17 protein-coding genes, 1 tRNA gene and 1 pseudogene are annotated in these 18,716 nt (G+C 58.2%); 6 read left to right on the plus strand and 13 right to left on the minus strand.

The genetic code is table 11. From position 1 onward, the window contains the following. Window positions 1-19: 19 nt before the first annotated feature. The 10 genes from argB to rpmH form a co-directional block, all read right to left on the minus strand. Window positions 20-883 (minus strand): acetylglutamate kinase, encoded by an 864-nt coding sequence (gene argB, locus ACR3E7_RS16860; RefSeq protein WP_170787571.1) that lies wholly within the window; start codon window positions 881-883, stop codon window positions 20-22. Window positions 884-943: 60 nt separating this feature from the next. After that, the gene (yihA, locus tag ACR3E7_RS16865) at window positions 944-1,597 is read right to left on the minus strand and encodes a ribosome biogenesis GTP-binding protein YihA/YsxC (protein WP_170773652.1); all 654 of its coding nucleotides are present in this window, start codon (window positions 1,595-1,597) and stop codon (window positions 944-946) included. Next, window positions 1,594-2,331: an MOSC domain-containing protein gene (locus ACR3E7_RS16870; RefSeq protein ID WP_480505963.1), complete on the minus strand. Its 738-nt coding sequence runs from the start codon at window positions 2,329-2,331 to the stop codon at window positions 1,594-1,596. Before ACR3E7_RS16870 ends, yihA begins: the two co-directional genes overlap by 4 nt. Then, entirely contained in the window at window positions 2,328-4,157 is a 1,830-nt protein-coding gene (gene yidC / locus ACR3E7_RS16875) for a membrane protein insertase YidC (RefSeq protein WP_170773655.1), read from the minus strand. Before yidC ends, ACR3E7_RS16870 begins: the two co-directional genes overlap by 4 nt. Window positions 4,158-4,280: 123 nt before the next feature. Beyond that, window positions 4,281-5,813, minus strand: coding sequence for a putative bifunctional diguanylate cyclase/phosphodiesterase (locus tag ACR3E7_RS16880; protein WP_480505961.1), 1,533 nt, complete (start codon window positions 5,811-5,813; stop codon window positions 4,281-4,283). Window positions 5,814-5,884: 71 nt separating this feature from the next. Continuing rightward, on the minus strand, window positions 5,885-6,778 hold the full coding sequence (ttcA, locus tag ACR3E7_RS16885; protein WP_480505960.1) for a tRNA 2-thiocytidine(32) synthetase TtcA: 894 nt from the start codon (window positions 6,776-6,778) through the stop codon (window positions 5,885-5,887). Between the two features lie 44 nt (window positions 6,779-6,822). Further along, window positions 6,823-8,439: an acyl-CoA dehydrogenase family protein gene (locus ACR3E7_RS16890; RefSeq protein ID WP_480505958.1), complete on the minus strand. Its 1,617-nt coding sequence runs from the start codon at window positions 8,437-8,439 to the stop codon at window positions 6,823-6,825. A 42-nt stretch (window positions 8,440-8,481) separates the two neighbouring features. Then, window positions 8,482-8,718 (minus strand): membrane protein insertion efficiency factor YidD, encoded by a 237-nt coding sequence (gene yidD, locus ACR3E7_RS16895; RefSeq protein WP_170773663.1) that lies wholly within the window; start codon window positions 8,716-8,718, stop codon window positions 8,482-8,484. Next, a complete protein-coding gene (gene rnpA / locus ACR3E7_RS16900; RefSeq protein ID WP_170773665.1) occupies window positions 8,715-9,137 on the minus strand; it encodes a ribonuclease P protein component in 423 nt (140 codons plus the stop codon). The genes yidD and rnpA overlap by 4 nt, the downstream gene beginning before the upstream one ends. A 26-nt stretch (window positions 9,138-9,163) precedes the next feature. After that, window positions 9,164-9,298, minus strand: a complete 135-nt coding sequence (gene rpmH / locus ACR3E7_RS16905; RefSeq protein ID WP_005980833.1) for a 50S ribosomal protein L34 — start codon at window positions 9,296-9,298, stop codon at window positions 9,164-9,166. A gap of 296 nt (window positions 9,299-9,594) precedes the next feature. On the opposite strand from rpmH, the gene ACR3E7_RS16910 reads away from it, so the two are divergent. The 4 genes from ACR3E7_RS16910 to ACR3E7_RS16925 all read left to right on the plus strand — a co-directional run bounded on the left by ACR3E7_RS16910 (window position 9,595) and on the right by ACR3E7_RS16925 (window position 13,291). Further along, window positions 9,595-10,326: a TVP38/TMEM64 family protein gene (locus tag ACR3E7_RS16910; RefSeq protein WP_480505956.1), complete on the plus strand. Its 732-nt coding sequence runs from the start codon at window positions 9,595-9,597 to the stop codon at window positions 10,324-10,326. A gap of 4 nt (window positions 10,327-10,330) precedes the next feature. Beyond that, window positions 10,331-11,749 carry a dihydrolipoyl dehydrogenase family protein gene (locus tag ACR3E7_RS16915; RefSeq protein WP_480505954.1) on the plus strand — a complete coding sequence of 473 codons (1,419 nt, stop codon included), beginning with the start codon at window positions 10,331-10,333 and terminating at the stop codon, window positions 11,747-11,749. Window positions 11,750-11,767: 18 nt separating this feature from the next. Continuing rightward, complete coding sequence (locus ACR3E7_RS16920; protein ID WP_480505953.1) at window positions 11,768-13,150, plus strand: sensor histidine kinase; 1,383 nt, start codon at window positions 11,768-11,770, stop codon at window positions 13,148-13,150. A 64-nt stretch (window positions 13,151-13,214) separates the two neighbouring features. Beyond that, a tRNA-Arg gene (locus ACR3E7_RS16925) sits at window positions 13,215-13,291 on the plus strand. Window positions 13,292-13,797: 506 nt separating this feature from the next. Here the strand turns inward: ACR3E7_RS16925 and ACR3E7_RS16930 are convergent. The 3 genes and pseudogenes from ACR3E7_RS16930 to ACR3E7_RS16940 form a co-directional block, all read right to left on the minus strand. After that, a complete protein-coding gene (locus tag ACR3E7_RS16930) occupies window positions 13,798-14,118 on the minus strand; it encodes an alpha/beta fold hydrolase (RefSeq protein ID WP_480505951.1) in 321 nt (106 codons plus the stop codon). Between the two features lie 66 nt (window positions 14,119-14,184). After that, window positions 14,185-15,310: pseudogene (locus ACR3E7_RS16935) on the minus strand (IS3 family transposase). A 322-nt stretch (window positions 15,311-15,632) separates the two neighbouring features. After that, the gene (locus ACR3E7_RS16940) at window positions 15,633-16,286 is read right to left on the minus strand and encodes a GntR family transcriptional regulator (RefSeq protein ID WP_171634661.1); all 654 of its coding nucleotides are present in this window, start codon (window positions 16,284-16,286) and stop codon (window positions 15,633-15,635) included. Between the two features lie 208 nt (window positions 16,287-16,494). Between ACR3E7_RS16940 and ACR3E7_RS16945 the strand changes: the two genes are divergently transcribed. Together ACR3E7_RS16945 and dctP are read left to right on the plus strand one after the other, a co-directional pair. Continuing rightward, entirely contained in the window at window positions 16,495-17,577 is a 1,083-nt protein-coding gene (locus ACR3E7_RS16945) for a Gfo/Idh/MocA family protein (protein ID WP_480504938.1), read from the plus strand. 100 nt (window positions 17,578-17,677) lie between these two features. Further along, window positions 17,678-18,688, plus strand: a complete 1,011-nt coding sequence (dctP, locus tag ACR3E7_RS16950; RefSeq protein ID WP_170773895.1) for a TRAP transporter substrate-binding protein DctP — start codon at window positions 17,678-17,680, stop codon at window positions 18,686-18,688. Window positions 18,689-18,716 lie beyond the last annotated feature (28 nt).

Below are 18,716 nucleotides of genomic sequence, written 5' to 3' on the forward strand. Positions count from 1 at the left end.
CTCTTTTTGGCTCTTTGGGTCAGTCAGGGCGGATCAATGACCCGGCGCCATGCTCGGTGAACAGCTCCAGTAGTACCGCGTTTGGCGCGCGCCCGTCCAGAATGACCACCGCCCGCACGCCGCTGTGTAGCGCGTCCAGCGCGGTTTCGGTCTTGGGGATCATGCCGCCCGCAATCGTGCCTTCCAGGGTCATTTCGCGGATCTGGCCGGCTTTCAACTCGGTAACGACCTCTCCGGCGGCATTCTTTACGCCCGAGACATCGGTCAGGAGCAGCAAGCGGTCCGCCTTCAACGCCGAGGCGATCGCACCGGCGGCGGTGTCGCCATTGACGTTGAATGTCTCACCCTCGCGCCCGGCGCCCAACGGCGCGATCACTGGAATCACGTCATGGGCAAACAGATCATGTAGGATTTTCGGGTCCATCTGCGACGGAGAACCTACGAACCCCAATGAAGGGTCTGTCTGCTCGCAGATGATCAGGTTGGCATCCTTGCCCGACAGGCCCACGGCAGTGCCGCCCTGGCCGTTGATCGCCTGTACGATGCGCTTGTTCACGAGGCCGGACAAAACCATCTCGACCACTTCCACGGTCGGTTTGTCAGTGACACGCTTGCCGCCGACAAATTCGGACTGGATGTCCAGTTTATCCAGCATCGCGTTGATCATCGGACCACCGCCATGGACGATCACCGGGTTCACCCCAACCTGACGCATCAGCACCACGTCGCGGGCAAAGCTTTCCATCGCTTCATCACTGCCCATGGCGTGCCCGCCCAGCTTGATGACGACAATTGCCCCGTCATAGCGTTGCAGATACGGCAAGGCGCTGTTCAAAGTGGCAGCGGTGGCGATCCAGTCCCGGTTCATATCTCGTGTCTTCATGGCTTAGGTCCCTCTGACGTTCCGTGTTAGGGCCTTTGCACGGTGCTGCCAAGGGGCAAGCTATTCCAGATTGGCGATGATCGAACGCAAGGTCGGAATCCCGTCACCCTTTTCGGACGACGTCAGCACAATCTCAGGGAAGGCGGCAGGGTGTTTTGACAGCGCGCCGCGCACCTGATCTAGCACCTTTTCGCGGTCCTTGGCCTTGACCTTATCGGCCTTGGTCATCACGCATTGAAAGGTCACGGCGCTGGTGTCCAGCAGCTTCATGATCTCGGCATCGACCGGTTTCACGCCGTGGCGCGAGTCTATGAGGACAAAGGCCCGACGCAGGGTTTGACGCCCGCTCAGGTATTGTTTTAGCAGCCGCTGCCATTTCTCGACCACCTTGACCGGCGCGTTGGCATAGCCATAGCCGGGTAGGTCGACCAGATACAGCTCGGGGCCTTGGGTGAAAAAGTTGATCTCTTGCGTGCGGCCCGGCGTGTTCGAGGCACGCGCCAATCCTTTGGTGCCTGTCAAAGCGTTGATCAGGCTAGATTTGCCCACGTTCGAACGACCCGCGAAACACACCTCGAGCCGGTCGGGTGCGGGCAGGCCGTCCATGGCGACCACGCCTTTGACGAACTCGGATTCGCCCGCAAAAAGTTTGCGGCCACGTTCTTGCGCGAACTCATCCGGTGTTTCGGCTAGGGGAAAGGGCAGGGTGTTCATAGCGGTTGAACCTTGTCGCCCGGCTTGACCTCGCCGCCCTGGATCACTTCGGCGTAGACGCCAAAATCCTGATGATCCCATGCGTTCAGGGCCGCCAGCGTGTCAGCGTCGCGCTGCCCGGTATCCGGGTTCGCGGTTGTCGCAAGGCAACGGGTGATCCGTTCACGCACATTCAGAACGGCCTGACCGATCTGAATGTCGCGGCCCAGCCAGTCAAATTCTTCCCACAGGGGCAAGCCGTCGAACCAGATATTGCCGCGCCAGCGAATGGGGGACAGCTCCTGCCCCAGCTTTTGCTCGACCGCGCGATGTGAGGCCATGTTGCACAGGCTGATCGAGGGGAAATCGCTGTCGGTCATGCCGCGCCCGGGCACTCGGACAATCCGGGTCGAGGCCGCGCGGTCTACAGGCATCAACGGTTTGACCCAATCCAGAAAGACATCCTGCTGCGTGTCCGGCTGAAAGCGCAGCTCGGGGCGATCGGGATGGGTGAGGGTGACGATGTCACCGTCGGTCCGGGCCGAGATTGCCATCAGTGACGGTGCCTTGGCCCCGCGACTGAAATTTGGGCACGGCACCCATTCGGACCCATCGGCCTTGGACGCCTCATGCGCGACCGCCCAAACGCGATCCCCGGGCATGGTCTGCCCGGGGTTCAGAGTGACGGTCTGGACGGCCTCGCGGCCATGGCTTTTGATCGGATGCCGCCAGAGGCTGGTTACTTCACCGGTCATTTGTCATCCGCTTTTGGCGTGCGCTTGAAGCCTGATTTGATGTTGCCGAACACATCCGGTGTATAGCCCTGGCTGCGCATGATCAGGTATTGCTGCGTGAAAGTGATCGTGTTGTTTGCAATCCAGTAGACGACCAGACCGCTGGCAAACCCACCCAGCATGAACATGAAGACCCAAGGCATCCAGGCGAAGATCATCGCCTGCGTCGCGTCAGTTGGGGCCGGGTTCAGTTTCTGTTGCAGCCACATCGAGATACCCAGAAGCAATGGCAGGATACCGATGAAGATCAGCGCCATGAAGCTTTCAGGTTGCGGCGCCGCCCAGGGCAACAAGCCAAACAGGTTCATAATCGAGGTCGGGTCCGGCGCGCTCAGGTCTTGGAAAGGGCCGAACCATGGGGCCTGACGCAGTTCGATGGTGACGAAAATCACCTTATACAGCGAGAAGAAGATCGGGATCTGCAACAGGATTGGCAAACAGCCCGCGGCGGGGTTTACCTTTTCCTTCTTGTACAGCTCCATCATGCCTTGCTGCATCTTCTGGCGGTCGTCGCCTGCGGCCTCTTTCAGGGCCTCCATCTGCGGCTGCAGCTCCTTCATCTTCGCCATCGAGACGTAGGATTTGAACGCCAGCGGGAACAAGATGGCTTTAATGATCAACGTCAGGCCGATTATCGACCAGCCCATGTTGCCAATCAGCGCATTGATGTTGTGCAGCAGCCAGAAGATCGGCTTGGTCAGGAAATAGAACCAGCCCCAGTCGATGCTGTCGATGAACTTCTGAACGCCTTCAGCCTGGTATTCGCGAATGGTTTCCCATTCCTTGGCGCCCGCGAACAGACGGGTCGTAACCTCTTCAGTCGCGCCGGGGGCTACAGACAATGTCGGAAGAACGGTTTCGGTTTGGTAAATCTTGCGGCGCGCATCGTATTTGGCGGCGGCTTTGAAGGCCGATCCTTCTTCGGGGATCAGGGTGGTCATCCAGTAGTGATCGGTGAAGCCAACCCAGCCGCCTTCCTTGACCTGAAACACCTCGGCCTGCGCACGTTCATTCGGGTCGATGTCAAAGTCGCGGACATCGCCATAGTCGATCTCGTCCAGCACGCCATCGGCCATGACCATGACGCCCTCGTGCAGGATGAAGAAATTCTTGAGACCGGGCAGATCGCCATCTTCGCCGATCCCGTGACGGGCTAGGATGCCATAGGGGGCCATGCCCACTTCGGCCTGCGTGTTGTTTTCCACCGATTGGGTAACGTCGAACATATAGTTCTCGTCCACCGAGATGGTCCGGCGGAAGGTCAGGCCGTTGCCATTATCCCATTTCAGAGTGACCGGCGTGTCGACGCCCAACGTCTCACCGCTTTCCAGCGTCCACAGCGTATTGGGCCCCGGAACATCGGTGCCTGCAACACCTGCGCCAGGCGCCCAGCCGTACAACGCATAATAGGCCGATTCCGATCCCACCGGGGACAGTAGCTCCACAATCGGTGCGCCTTCTTCGATCGAGACTTTGTAGTCCTTCAGGAATAGCTCATCGATGCGGCCACCTGACAGGGATAGGCTGCCTTCCAGGCGCGGTGTGTCGATCGCAATGCGCGGTGCTTCGGCATCAGGCAGAGTTTCTTCCGCTGCGGCTGTTGCCTCGCCAGTCGTGCCTGCATCCGACGCGCTGGGCGTCTGAACCTCGGTCGCGTCGGTGGCGCTGATCTCGGCCTGATCGGGCAGCGTCGTTTGTTCCGGCGGCGGGAACAGCACGAACCAAACGAGGATCACGAGAAAGCTGAGCGCGGTTGCGAGGATGAGATTCTTGTTCTGATCGTCCATCTGGGACAGCCACCTTAAGCAGTGAAACACACCCGGTGGGTTCAACAGAGTGCAGCCCCAAAGGTCAAGCGGATTCGCCCGTCAAACCGCCGCTGAGTGCGTATTTGTGGTGCAATTTTGCGTTTATGGGCCGGCTTTGCGACCAATCTTGGGCACACCGTTCAGCTTGTTCTGATGGGTCATGATCCAGTCGAACGTGTTTTCGAAGGGCATGGGCTTGCCAATCCCGAAGCCCTGAACATGGTTGCAGCCCAGCTGAGCCATCAGTGCGTGTTCGCCCGGCGTTTCGACCCCTTCAGCCAGAGTTTCGACGTTCAGCCGCTCGGCCATGGTCAGGATGGCGCTGACCAGCTGCTGCTGGCTGGCATCCCGATCTGCCTTGGCCACAAAAGAGCGGTCGATCTTGATCCGAGAAACATCAAAGCGCTTGATCGACGCGATTGAGGCATGTCCCGTCCCGAAATCATCCAAATCAATGCAGCACCCCAGTTTCGACAGGCTGGTCACGTTGCGGGTAATCACGTCATCGGGTCGGCGCGAGAAGACGGTTTCCAGCACTTCAACGGCCAACCGGTCAGGGGTCAGGTCGTTTTGGTCCAGCTCCCATTTCAGCCGGTCGATCAACGCTGGGTCGCGCAGCTCATCTGAGGAGAAATTCACGCCGATCCGGGGCACAACGATCCCGGCATTGTCCCATTGACGCATGGCGGCGAAGGCGTGGTGGCGCATGGTTTGGCCAAAACGCTCCATTAGACCCGCCTGTTCGGCAAAAGGCAGAAATACATGCGGGCTCAGCACGCCTTTTTGCGGATGCTCCCAACGTGCCAGCGCTTCGAACCCGGTGACGCGGCCGGTATCCGTCGAAATCTGAGGCTGAAACCAGGGTCGAATCTCGCCACTATCCAGTGCGGCATCAAACTCGCGCCGCAGGTTGGCCCGGATGCGTGAGCGGCGCCGCGTTTCGCTGGAATAGGCGCGGATGGTCGAGGGGCCATTTCTTTGCGCCTCATCCAAAGCGGCTGAGGCAGCATCAATCCACGCCTCAAACCCATCATTCCGGATGCTGGACAACAGGCTGAACCCGATCGAGCAAGACAGGTAAATGCCGGTGCCGTTCAGCACCACGGGTTCTTCAATAGTGGCTTGAATGCGCCCCGACATTTGGATGCAAGCTTCAAGATCAAGATGCTTGGACGGGTTAAGTCCGACGACGATTTTGTCCTCATCCAATCGGGCAGCGATATCATGAGCGCGGATCACCGACAGCACTCGGCTGCGGAACTGATCAACCACATGTGCCGTCGCTGCGGTGCCGTGCAAATCCTCGAATTCAATGTACCCGTCCAATGCCACAATTAGGCAGGCCGAGTCGTCACGCGTGGTGGCGGTGGACCTGAAAAATCCCTCCATCCCTGCGGCAAAGCTGTCGAGCGGGATCAACCCGCTGGGCACGGTTTGGTCGCCGGGTGTTGTGGCCAGCGCGGAAAATGCCGCCAGTAAAAGCGGCAGGGTCAAAGCCACAGTAACCAAAGCCCGCTCTCCCCCCATCCAGAACGCGGCCAGGCTGATCGCAGGGGCAAAGGCCAGCGCGGGCGGGCCGCTGAGGGCGGTGGTCAGAACATTGAGAGCTTTTTCAACCGGGATACGTTTCCACATTGGTGTTCCGGGCCTTTCCCTTGGGCATCGCACGCTTGGGAAAACCGTAGAAAACCATTCTGAGTCAGACGTTAACGCAGACGCGGAATTTCATCCGAATTTTCGTCATTTTTGCCTGGGCGCAACGCAAGGCCTTGAAAATCGAACAATTTCGGGTCCAGCAGATGCGAAGGCCGAGCGTTGGTCAGGGCGCGGAACATCACCTGTCGGCGACCGGGGCTGTTCTTTTCCCACTGATCCAGAATCTGTTTCACTTGTTGGCGCTGTAGCCCGTCCTGACTGCCGCAGAGATCGCAGGGGATAATGGGATAGTTCATCGCGTTGGCAAATTTCTCGCAATCGGCCTCGGCCACATGGGCCAGCGGGCGGTAGACGAACAAGTCGCCCTCTTCATTCACCAGTTTCGGCGGCATCGTGGCCAGACGCCCACCGTGGAAGAGGTTCATGAAAAATGTCTCGAGGATATCGTCGCGGTGATGTCCCAGCACCACGGCCGAGCATCCCTCTTCCCGTGCGATGCGGTACAAGTTGCCCCGGCGCAAGCGCGAGCACAGCGCGCAATAAGTCCGACCTAGCGGAACCTTGTCCATCACGACGGAATAGGTGTCTTGATATTCGATCCGGTGAGGTACGCCCATGCGGTTCAGAAACTCGGGCAGAACGGTGGCCGGAAAGCCGGGTTGACCCTGATCCAGATTGCAGGCCAGCAGATCGACGGGCAGCAAGCCGCGCCATTTCAACTCGTATAGAACTGCCAGCAGGGTATAGCTGTCCTTGCCGCCGGACAGGCAGACCAACCATCGCGGCGGTTTGCCGTCTTTGTCATGGGCAGACGGGTCCACCATCCCGTATTGCTCGATGGCTTCACGGGTTTGGCGCACAATGCGCTTGCGCAGCTTCTTGAACTCGGTGGTCGAGGGCGCACCGGAAAACAGCGGGTGGATATCGTCAGCTTCGTCAAACATGCGCAGCCCCTACAATAGTTGCTGCAACCGGGCAAGGGCGGCGCTTAGCCAAGGCGGGCCAACAGGGCTTCGGTGTCCAACCCTCGAACCGACCCGGGCACCCGACCGCTGTCGCCGGTCAAGCGCGTCGCGATGAACCCATCGGCCACGGCAGGCGGTGCGTGGCGCAACAGCAGTGAGGCCGTCAGCAGCAGAGCGGTGCGTTCCGCAAACCAGCGGGCCTCAGCCTCGGGAGGGAGGTCAGGCCAGCGTCCGATATGATCCCGCAGGGCCGCATCATATCCTCGATCCACGCCTTTTGCGGCGTCTACTTCGGCGCGCAGCACTTCGGCGGCCAAAGGTTCACGCGCCAATGTCCGCAGAATATCAAGGCAGATCACATTGCCGGACCCCTCCCAGATGCCATTCAGGGGTGCTTCGCGGTAGAGCAGGGGCAGGGGCGTATCCTCGACGTACCCCATGCCGCCCAGTATCTCCATCGCTTCGACCACGACCACGGGGCAGCGTTTGTTGTTGAGGAACTTGGCCAGCGCCACGCCGATTCGGGCAAAGGCGCGGTCTTCCGGGGTTTGTCCGTCAAAGGCCTGGGCCACGCGCATCCCAAGGGTCACTGCGCCCTGCCAATCCAGCGCTAGATCGGCCAGCACCACGCGCATCAGGGGTTGGTCGATCAGGCGGCGTTGAAAGGCGCTTCGGTGGCTCACCCAATGATGCGCCTCGGACAGGGCCGCGCGCATCAACCCGGCAGGGGCCATCGCGGTGTCCAGCCGCGTGTGATGCACCATCTCAAGGATCGTGCGAATGCCCGCGCCCTCGTCCCCTAACTGATAGGCCAGTGCGTCGTGATACTCGATCTCGGCCGAGGCGTTGGCGCGGTTGCCCAACTTGTCCTTCAGGCGCATGAGGTGGATGGCGTTGCGTTCCCCCTCTAACCAGCGTGGCACAAGGAAACAGGTCAGCCCGCCGGGGGCCTGCGCCAGGGTCAGGAATCCGTCAGACATCGGGGCCGAGCAGAACCATTTATGACCGCGCAACCGCCAATGATCGCCGTCCCGCGTGGCGGTGGTGGTATTGGCGCGGATATCCGATCCACCTTGTTTTTCAGTCATCGCCATACCCAACGTAGCGCTGTGTTTCTGCGCTATGGGCCGGATTGCAGGATCGTAAGTATGCGCGGTCAGTTTCGGCACCCAGAGCTGGGCGATACTGGCGTCGGTTTTCAATGCAGGTACCGCAGCATAGGTCATCGTCAGGGGGCAGCAATGACTGGGCTCGACCTGACTGGCCATATATACCATAGCGGCATGGGTCGAGTGGCCGCCGGGTTCGTCATTCCACGGTAGTGCGGCGTATCCGGCGCTTTGGCTTAGTTGCATCAACTGGTGATAGGCGAGGTGAAAGCGAACCTCGTCCAGCCGTCGCCCACCGCTATCGAACAGGCGCAGGTGCGGCGGGTGCGCATTGGCCGCGCGCGCCGCCTCGTGGATCTCGGGCATTCCCAAAGTTTTGCCATATCGGGCAAGCGGCTCGGAACACCCTTTGGCACGGGTCACACACTCTTGCAGCACAGGGTCCGCAGCCCATAGGTTGATTGGATCGCGATCGGTTGGTTGGTTGGTCACTTCATGGGTTGGCAGGGTATCGCGGGCGGGTGTGGTCATGGGCTGAGTGTTCCGCCCGCAACCCGTCTGGTCAAGCCTGACTTAGCGATGGTCGGACTCATCTGGCACTGGGTCATATCCGGTACCGCCCCACGGATGACATCGGCCAATACGGCGCGCGGTCAGCCAGGCGCCTTTGATGGCCCCGTGCTTTTCTAGCGCTTCAAGCGCATAGGCCGAGCAGGTAGGTTGATAGCGGCAATTATGGCCAACCCAAGGGCTGAAGATCAGGCGATAGGCCTTGACCGGCAGGGCAAAGACACGCGCCAGCGGGGTCATTTCCGGTCACTATGGATTTTGCGCAGCGCATAGCGCAGATCGCCTAACAGCGCGTCATAGGGGCGGTTCGCCGTCACCTCGGCGCGGCCAATCAGGACATAATCCCAACCGTCGTGGCCATGCACCGGCAGAACGGCGCGTGCGGCCTCGCGCAGACGGCGTTTGGCGCGGTTGCGAGCGACGGCATTACCCACCTTCTTGGAGCAGGTAAAACCCACGCGAATCCCCGATCCTTCGTCCAGGGTGCGCTTGCGGGCCTGTACCATCATCGACGACGTCCCCTGCCGTCGCGCGCGGGCCGCCTTCAGGAAATCGGATCGCTTCTTGAGGATGATCACAGGTGCAGACACGCAAACGGACGCCGCCGGAGGCTTGCTGGGCTGGACTGAACCATCCTCAGGGGCCTCCGGCGGCGTCATGTTCATAACCTGAAAGGTCGAGCGGCTTACGCGCTCAGCGACTTGCGGCCGCGTGCGCGACGTGCGTTCAGGATTTTGCGGCCGGCCTTGGTGGCCATGCGCGCGCGGAAACCGTGGCGGCGTTTGCGAACCAGGTTCGAAGGCTGATAGGTGCGTTTCATCGCTCCGTCTCCAATCTATAGCGGTCGGGTGCGGCGCAGATTCGCCTTGCCCTAGTGTTCGAAGCCCGTCCTCTACTGGGTGGCGGGGGGTAAGTCAAACCCTTAGGTGGGGGTTTTGCCGCCTTTTGCAACAATTCTGGTATCCCACCGGGACAAACGTTTCAAAATGACAGTGTTGCCCTTTTATTCCGTCACATTCCCTGCGGTCAAGATCAACGCCGCGTGAGGGGCCTGTTGCGCAGGCACTGGACAGCGCATGTTGTGTGCAGATGAAACGCACAAAACCGGACACAGACATGAGCGATACAACACAGGCCCCGCGCAGCGGGCTTGCGCGCCATATTCCCTTGCTGGTGATCCTTGCCGTTGCGGTGGCGGGGTTCTTCACCTTGGGCGATTACCTGACCTTTGAGACCCTGCGCGATAACCGCGAATCCCTGCTGGCATGGCGAGATGCAAATTACTGGGCCATGGCAGGTGCATTCGTGGTGATCTATATCGTGATCGTTGCCTTTTCACTGCCGGGCGCCGCCGTAGCCTCGATGACGGGAGGGTTCCTGTTCGGCTTATTTGCAGGCACCGTGTTCAACGTGTTTGCTGCCACCATTGGCGCATCGGCGATCTTTTTGGCGGCGCGATGGGGGTTGGGCGAATCCCTGACCGCCAAGCTGGAGTCATCCGAAGGGACGGTTAAAAAGCTGAAGGACGGGCTGCGCGAGAATGAAATCTCGGTCCTGTTCCTGTTGCGCCTCGTACCGGTGGTGCCGTTCTTTGTGGCCAATTTGGTGCCAGCACTGGTGGGCGTCAAATTCCGAAATTTCCTGTTCACCACCGCGCTGGGCATTATTCCGGGCGGCATCGTTTACACTTGGATCGGTGTTGGTCTGGGTGGCGTGTTTGACCGGGGTGAGACGCCTGACGTGTCCCTGCTGTGGGATCCGTTCGTGATCGGACCCATCATTGGCTTGTGTATGCTGGCGGCGTTGCCCATCCTGATCAAAGCCATGCGCGGCAAAAAGGACGCCTGATCTTATGCAAGAATTGAAGACGGATATCCTGGTCATTGGCGCCGGGTCGGGTGGCTTGTCGGTGGCTGCCGGGGCCAGCCAGATGGGCGCGGATGTGATCCTGCTGGAGGGTCACAAGATGGGCGGAGATTGCCTGAACTTTGGCTGCGTGCCCTCGAAGGCGCTGATCGCCAGCGGCAAGGCGGCTTACGGGCAGGCGCATGCCTCGGCATTGGGCGTCGCGGATGTAGTGCCGCAGGTGGACTACGCCGCCGCAAAAGATCATGTCCATGACGTGATCGCGCAGATTGAACCGATGGACAGTCAGGACCGGTTTGAAGGCTTCGGCGTCAAGGTGATCCGCGAATATGGTCAGTTCGTCTCGCCCACGCAGGTGCAGGCGGGGGACAATCTGATCTCTGCACGGCGTGTCGTGATTGCGACCGGTTCCTCACCAATGGTGCCCTCGATACCCGGTCTGGATCAGGTGCCATACTACACCAACGAGACGATCTTCGATCTTCGCGACAAGCCCGAGCATCTGCTTATCATCGGCGGCGGCCCCATCGGGATGGAGATGGCACAGGCGCATATCCGACTGGGCTGCAAAGTCACCGTGATCGAGGGGATGCAGGCTCTGGGTAAGGACGACCCTGAGGCGGCAGAGATCGTTCTGGATTCGTTGCGCGCGGAGGGCATCGAAATTCATGAACAAGCTATGGTGGCACAGATTCGCGGCGCGGACGGAAAGGTCGAGGTCGTGACCGAGACGGGCCAGATCTATACCGGCTCGCACTTGTTACTGGCCGCTGGGCGCAAGGCCAATACTGATCGCCTGAACCTTGAGGCGGCCGGGATTGAGCCAATACGAAACGGCATCAAAGTCGACGACGCGCTGCGCACCACGAATAAAAAGGTCTATGCCATCGGCGACGTTGCAGGTGGGCTGCAATTCACTCATGTCGCGGGGTATCACGCGGGCATCATCATCCGCTCGGCCCTGTTCGGTCTGCCCTCCAAGGCGAAAACCGCGCATATCCCTTGGGCCACCTATACCGACCCCGAACTGGCTCAGGTTGGTCTGACTGAGGCGCAGGCTCGCACGCAGCATGGCGACAAGGTGGAAATCGCGCGCTTTGACTACCACCACAACGACCGCGCCATATCCGAGCGCAAAACGAAAGGCTTCATTAAGGTCATGGTCGTAAAAGGCCGACCCGTGGGGGCCACAATCGTAGGGCATCAGGCGGGGGAATTGATCAACTTGTGGTCGCTGGCCTTGGCGAATAACCTGAAGATGGGACAGGTCGCCGCGATGGTTTCGCCTTATCCGACGATCGGAGAGCTTAACAAACGCGTGGCGGGTGCCTATTTCTCGCCAAGGCTGTTTGAGAATCAGACAGTTAAACGAGTGGTCGGGTTCGTCCAGCGCTGGCTGCCCTGACTGGGAGGAGAGTAAAAAGTGAACTCGCTGTCGGGCCGATTTCTGATCCTGACCACGGTCTTCGTCATGTTGGCCGAGATCCTGATTTTTGTCCCCTCGATAGCGCGGTTCCGCGAAGACTTTTTGTTGAACCGGCTAGAGCGCGCCCAGATCGCGTCGCTGGCGCTGTTGGCCGATGACATGCTGGCCGATGATCTCGAGGCCGAGTTGCTGGCCAATGCGGGCGTCTACAACGTTGTTTTGCGTCGCGATGAAGTGCGGCAGCTGATGCTGTCTTCCCCCATCCCTGAACAGATCACCAAAACTTATGACCTGCGCGACGCAACCCCGTGGATATTGATCCGCGATGCGGTCGCGCGTCTGTTCACTCCGGAAAACGAAGTAATCCGTGTGATTGGTGAGCCGGTCAAGGGCGCCGGTCTGTTGATCGAAGTGACCACCGATAGTATGCCTTTGCGCATGGCGATGACCGATTACGGGCTGCGCATTCTCGGGCTGTCTTTCGTGATCTCAATCATCACCGCCTTTTTCCTGTTCCTTGCCGTGCGCGTAGTTCTGGTGAAGCCGATCAAGGGCGTGGTTGGCTACATGCAGCGCTATGCCGGCGCGCCCGAGGACGCGCGCGGGATCATCTCGCCCAATTCCAAGGTGACCGAGCTGCGTGAGGCCGAGGAAGCGTTGCAACAGATGCAGACCGAACTGACCCACGCGCTGAAACAGCGCGAGCGTCTGGCGCAACTGGGCGGGGCGGTGGCCAAGGTCAGCCACGATTTGCGCAATATCCTGACCTCGGCCCAACTTTTCACAGACCGGATTGAATCCAGTGATGATCCTTTGGTCCGTCGCATGGCGCCTAAGCTGGTGAACTCGATCACCCGCGCGGTGTCATTGTGCGAAAGCACGCTGGCCTTTGGCCGGGCCGAGGAACCGGCCCCCACGCTGACGATGGTCCCCATGCGCGCCGTCGCAGACGATGTCGTTGCAAGCGAGCAGCTGGCCGTCGCAGGCGGGTGTGTCGAGATCGTCAACGAACTACCCGAGGATCTGATCGCTCGTGCAGATCCCGAACAGATTTTCCGGGTGATCATGAACCTTGTGCGCAATGCGCGTCAGGCGCTTGTGGCCGCTGGGAAGCCCGGTAGAATCACGATTGCTGGATGTGAATATGAAACGAATTGGTGCATCGAGATACGGGATAACGGACCGGGATTGCCGCCCAAGGCCCGCGAAAACCTGTTCACGCCCTTTCAGGGTGGCGTGCGCAAAGGCGGCTCGGGCCTGGGTCTGGCAATTTCGCAGGAATTGGTGCGCGGTCACGGCGGCGACCTCGTTATGGCCGAGACGGGCCCGATGGGGACTACCTTTGAAATCCGCCTGCCGCGGGGCGATGTGACTTTTTAAAATATTTTTGCAGAATCGGCTTGCACGTCCCGAACACGGGGTCTAAACAGCGCCTCACCAACGCGGACCGATAGCTCAGCTGGATAGAGTACTTGACTACGAATCAAGGGGTCGGGGGTTCGAATCCTCCTCGGTCCGCCATTTGGTACTGAAAACATTGACGAAATTCCGATCAACGTTTTCCTGCCCCTGATCTGCCACTAAATTCGAAACGCTTGCCGGTTTACCCCTGCGATGCCGAGTGAGTCCGAATGTCGCACCCCACCCCCCGGCCTCACCCGGACGCCGCACGGTTTTGTTTATACCCCACGCATACCAAGCGCGGGGTATCTGGACTTTTTGACTGATAGGTCAGGTGAGATATGGCCACTCCCGCGCGGCTACAAACTCGTTACGCCGAGAGTACATCAGCTGCTTGGCCATTTGGCGCACTTAGCACGAAAGACCGCTTTGAAGTCCACGCAGACACCCGATCCATTCCGATGATTATCCGCAATGCGGACTTTGCAGCCATCCGCATTCTTGCTCTAAAGGACCACAATCAGCCCAAATCGGACGTTCACAACCAGAATTTCCAAGTTTCGAGTTGCGGACAAAGCTACCACACACGTTGCCTGAACAGTTCCGCTGGTTGCTCTAGAAGAGCTTCAATGCCGAACAAAGCTGTCGATGTTAGCAATCATTTTGGCAAAATCTGGCTCTGATGAGAATAGCAAGTGGTTGGGGCTATTCAATTGCACGAACGACGCATTGGGAATATGGGACGCTAACAGTTTTCCTTCCGAGAGCGGAGCTACCGCATCCCTGTCGCTGTGAATAACCAACGTTGGCAAGGAAACCTTCGGTAACAGTCCACTGACGTCAATATCGTCAAACAAAGCACGAAACTGAGCGATATTCTCAGCTGGCCCGCAGAGCTTTTGAAACTCATTAAACCATTGCATTTCTGCCTTGGTTGCATCCGGCATAAACATAGTGGTCAGAATTTGTCGTATTGCAGTGGATGGCCTGATTTGACTGGTCCGACTTGATTGTTAGTGCATGACTGGCCTCGGGTCCATCTGGACGATGGTTTCAGGAGCTGGTGGCCGATAGCCGAGAGCGCTGTGGGGCCGCTTAGTGTTGTAGTGTTTCCGCCAGCCTTCGATGATAATCTGAGCCTCCCTCAGCGAGTAGAAGATCTCTCGGTTCAGAAGTTCATCGCGGAACCTGGCATTGAAGCTCTCCACATAGCCGTTCTCCCAAGGGCTGCCCGGTTCGATGAAGGCCGTCCTGGCTCCCACGGCTTCGATCCATGCTCGGACGTCTTTGGCAACGAACTCGGGGCCATTGTCGCTGCGCACAAATGCCGGCGGCCCTCTCAGGATGAAGAGATCGGTGAGAGCGTCGATCACGTCGGTCGAGTTTAGCTTCCGCTTCACTGTGATTGACAGGCATTCCCGGCTGAACTCATCGAGGATGTTCAAGGTACGGAACGCCTTGCCGTCGTCAGTGCGGCAATGCACGAAGTCGTAGCTCCAGACATGGTTGCGGTGCTCAGGCTTCAGGCGGATGCATGATCCGTCGTTCAGCCAGAGACGGCTCTTCTTTGGTTGCTTGCGTGGCACCTTCAGCCCCTCCCGCTTCCATAGCCGCTCAACACGGCCGACGCTGACCTGCCAGCCCGCATCTCTCAGCAGAACGGCGACGCGGCGGTAACCGTAGCTGCCGTATTGCCGGGCCAGTTCAATCATGTTCGCGACAAGCCGGTCTTCGTTTTCCCGGCCTCGGGGAGAGTACCTTTGCGTCGATCGATGCTGCCCCAGCACCCGGCAGATCCTGCGTTCTGAAACCTTCATCCTACTTCGGATCAGGTCGATGCAGGCACGCCGGCGGGCGGGGCTCAGAAGTTTCCCCGGGCTGCTTCCTTAAGGATTAGCTTGTCCAGGGTCGATCCGACACGGCTTTCCGAAGCCGTTCATTCTCTTTCTGGAGCCGTTTGAGTTCCTTAAGTTGGTCGGTTCCCATACCGCCATACTGCTTGCGCCATCGGTAATAGGTCTGCTCGGTAATGCGCACTTCGCGGATCGCATCCACGCGCTGCATACCCTGGCCGACAAGCACATCAACCTGCCGTAACTTCTGAACTATCTCCTCGGGCTTGTGCCGCTTGTTTGCCATTCTCTGTCCTCCGTTCACTATACATAACGGTGGACCTAGTCAGATGAGGCATTCCACACTGAGCGGTCATCACTCAACCAGAGATCGCTTCACATAAAACCGCTTCAACGACGTTCGCGGTTTGTTGCGGTGGTGCAAAGCAACCCTTGGCTGCAGAAGCTTGGCGTTCTCATCCTTGTTTATTCGGCTGCCTGATGCAGCGGGGTAAGGAAGTTGAATAATGAACTTACGAAATTCATCTGGTAAGCACAGAAATTAAGCTTGCCTATCAGGCCCCGTGTCGCTGATCCAGGTGATGGTGATAGGCAGAAACAACAGCGAGCTACATAGCCTCAAGCGTATGTGAGAGACCATTTCGAATGTGATCTTCCAACAGCCTCTTCGCCGTGTCGGCGTCTCTGGCCAGCGCGGCATCGAACATGCCCTTGTGCTCCTTGACCGCCTCTTCGCCGCGATAAGTCAGCACAAGCATCTGATACCGCAAGTACTTGTCGTAGATGATGGAGTGCAGAGACAGAAGGTTTTTGGAGTTGCAGGCCGCGATCATCGCTTGGTGAAACTCCCAATCATATCGTTTCCAGGTTTCTTTCTCCGACTCGTCGCCCTTGAGAAGCTGCTGTTCCATCAGATGCAGTTTGTGGTGTGCGGCAACGAGGTTGCCTTCCCAATCCGTGTCGCCATTCGCAATGGACAATTCCAACGCGTGGCATTCCAACAGGACCCGTAGCTCTGAAATCTCGGTCAGGTCTTCTCGTGAAACTGGTGTGACCAGGAAACCCCGTTGCTCGGGAGCTTCGACAAATCCGTCGCTGGCGAGCCTGTTCAGCGTTTCACGAAGTGTCGAAAGGCTTGCCGAGTAGCGTTCCTTCAAGGCGTCCAGCTTCAGTTTGGAGCCGGGTTGCAGCTCCCCGAAGATGATATCCCGCTTGATGCGCTGATAGGTGCTTGCACCTATCGTAGACGGCTGTTTCGCCATGCGTTTCACCCGATATTATCAGTTTCCTCGTTCACTTAGCATTTTTCGGAGACATCAACAATCCAAACTGATATATGGTAAAAATAAAAATATCATACATTATTGCGGAATCGCGAAAACCCCAATACGGTCGTGGCCAAGTTGGGCAAAGCAGCTCGATCGCTATCATCGGTTTCGGGATTTTCCGGACCCTCCGGAAGGAAGCAAAGTGTCTAAGAACTTTCGCATTGCCATTGTCGGCATTGGTCTTGTTGGGCGCCGCCACGCGGACGCTATCCGAGCGTTGCGCCATGTTGATCTTGTCGCGGTGGTCGACCCCAGTGAAGGAGGTCGTGCCTACGCCGTTGAGCACGGGGTCGCGTGTTACGAGACGTTGGAGGAAATGTTTGCAAACCAGACGCCTGACGGAGCTGTGCTTGCGACGCCCACTACGCTTCATGTTGATCAAGGCCTAACCTGTATTCGACATGGCTGCCCCGTTCTTGTCGAAAAACCGATCGCCGTAGAAGCCACCGCTGCACTTGAGCTTGTTCAAGCAGCGGAGAAGGCCAATGTGCCACTGATGGTTGGACATCATCGTCGGCACAATCCTCTGATCCGGTCGGCCAAGGAAGCCATTGTCGATGGGAAGATTGGAGATGTGCGCGCTGTCCATGCGAATTGCTGGTTCTATAAGCCAGACGAGTATTTTGATGCCGCGCCTTGGAGAAAGAAACCCGGTGCAGGGCCCATCTCGGTCAATCTTGTCCACGATGTGGATCTGCTGCGGTACCTGGCCGGAGAAGTCATGACCGTACAGGCTCAGTCGGCTGCATCGCAGCGGGGATACGACAACGAAGATGTTGCCGGTGCTCTGTTGACGTTCGAAAGCGGGGCGATAGGGACGATAAGTGTGTCCGACAGCATCGTAGCTCCATGGAGCTGGGAGATGACGTCTCAGGAATATCCAATCTATCCTTCAACCACTGAGAGTAGCTACATGATAGGTGGCTCTCATGGTTCGTTGTCCGTTCCCGATCTTCGTTTGTGGAGTTACCAGAGTGAGCAAAGGGACTGGTGGACGCCTATCTCATCAACCGCGCTGAAGAAGGGTGCGTCTGATCCTCTGGTCAATCAGCTTAGGCATTTTGTTGAAGTAGCTTTGCACAAAGCAGAGCCGATTGTGTCTGGATGGGAAGGTTTCAGAACGCTTCAAGTTATTGAAGCTATTCAGAATTCCTGCAGAACAGGTGAGACGGTCAGGATCAAAAACCTACAAAAAACACCAAAGGTAGATATGACGGCTGCATAAAATATCAGATATTTTACAAAAAATCTTGCAAAACGTCAAAAATAGGTCAAAACTCTGAATCGCAAAAAGGAAGCATCATGATGTCTCAGGGAGGAGCAAAGTGATTACCAAACTTACCCGCCGGGCTGCTGTATCAGCCCTGGTTGCAACCGGTGTTCTGTTTAGCGCAACAAGTGGTGTGCTGGCGGAAGACAAAGTGCAACTTCGCCTCGCAACATCAGGATCGGAGACCGACCAGCGCTCGGTCGCTATGGCCGAGGTTTTCGCGCCTATGGTCGCTGATTTCGCAAGCTATGAGCCCAGCTATAATGGCACGATCTTCGCCCAAGGCACCGAGCTGGACGCCATCAGCCGGGGCAACCTGGAAATGTCGATCACCTCGGCGCAGGAACTGGCACAGTTCTTCCCCGAGTTTTCGATCTTTACCGCCGGCTATGTCCATCAGGACGCCGCGCATCAGGTTGCCGTCTTCAACGATCCCTTGATGGACGCGTTCAAACAAAAGGCCGAAGAGGAGCTGGGCGTCAAACTGCTGTCGGTCATGTATCTGGGCCGTCGCCAGGTGAACCTGCGCCAGCCCAAGGATGAATTGACGGTCACGACGCCAGCAGATTTGGAAGGTGTGAACCTGCGGATGCCGGGCACGGATGCGTGGCAGTTCCTTGGCAAAGCGCTGGGTGCCGCCCCGACACCAATGGCCTTCTCCGAAGTCTATACCGCGCTGTCGACCGGTGCCGTTGACGGTCAGGATAACCCATTGCCGACTGTGGTTGATGCCAAATTCTACGAAGTGACCAATCAGATCATCCTGACATCGCATCTGGTCGACCTGAACTATATCGCCATCGGCAAAGAGGTTTGGGACGGGCTTACACCGGAACAGCAAGCCAAGGTTCAGGAAGCTGCGGATGCAGCGGCTGAATCCGGTCGCCAGAAGCAGCTTCAGAAAGAAGAGGACCTTGTCAGCTTCCTCAAGGAGCAGGGCATGGAGGTCTACGAGCCCGACCTCGCGGCGTTCCGTGATCAGGTGCAGTCGATGTATCTCGAAAGCGAATTCGCCGGATCATGGCCGGACGGTGTTCTCGAGCAGATCAACGCTCTGGGCAACTAAGCCCATCTACACAAGGGAGGGAGAACCA

It is taken from the genome of Ruegeria sp. BK1 (assembly GCF_056535645.1).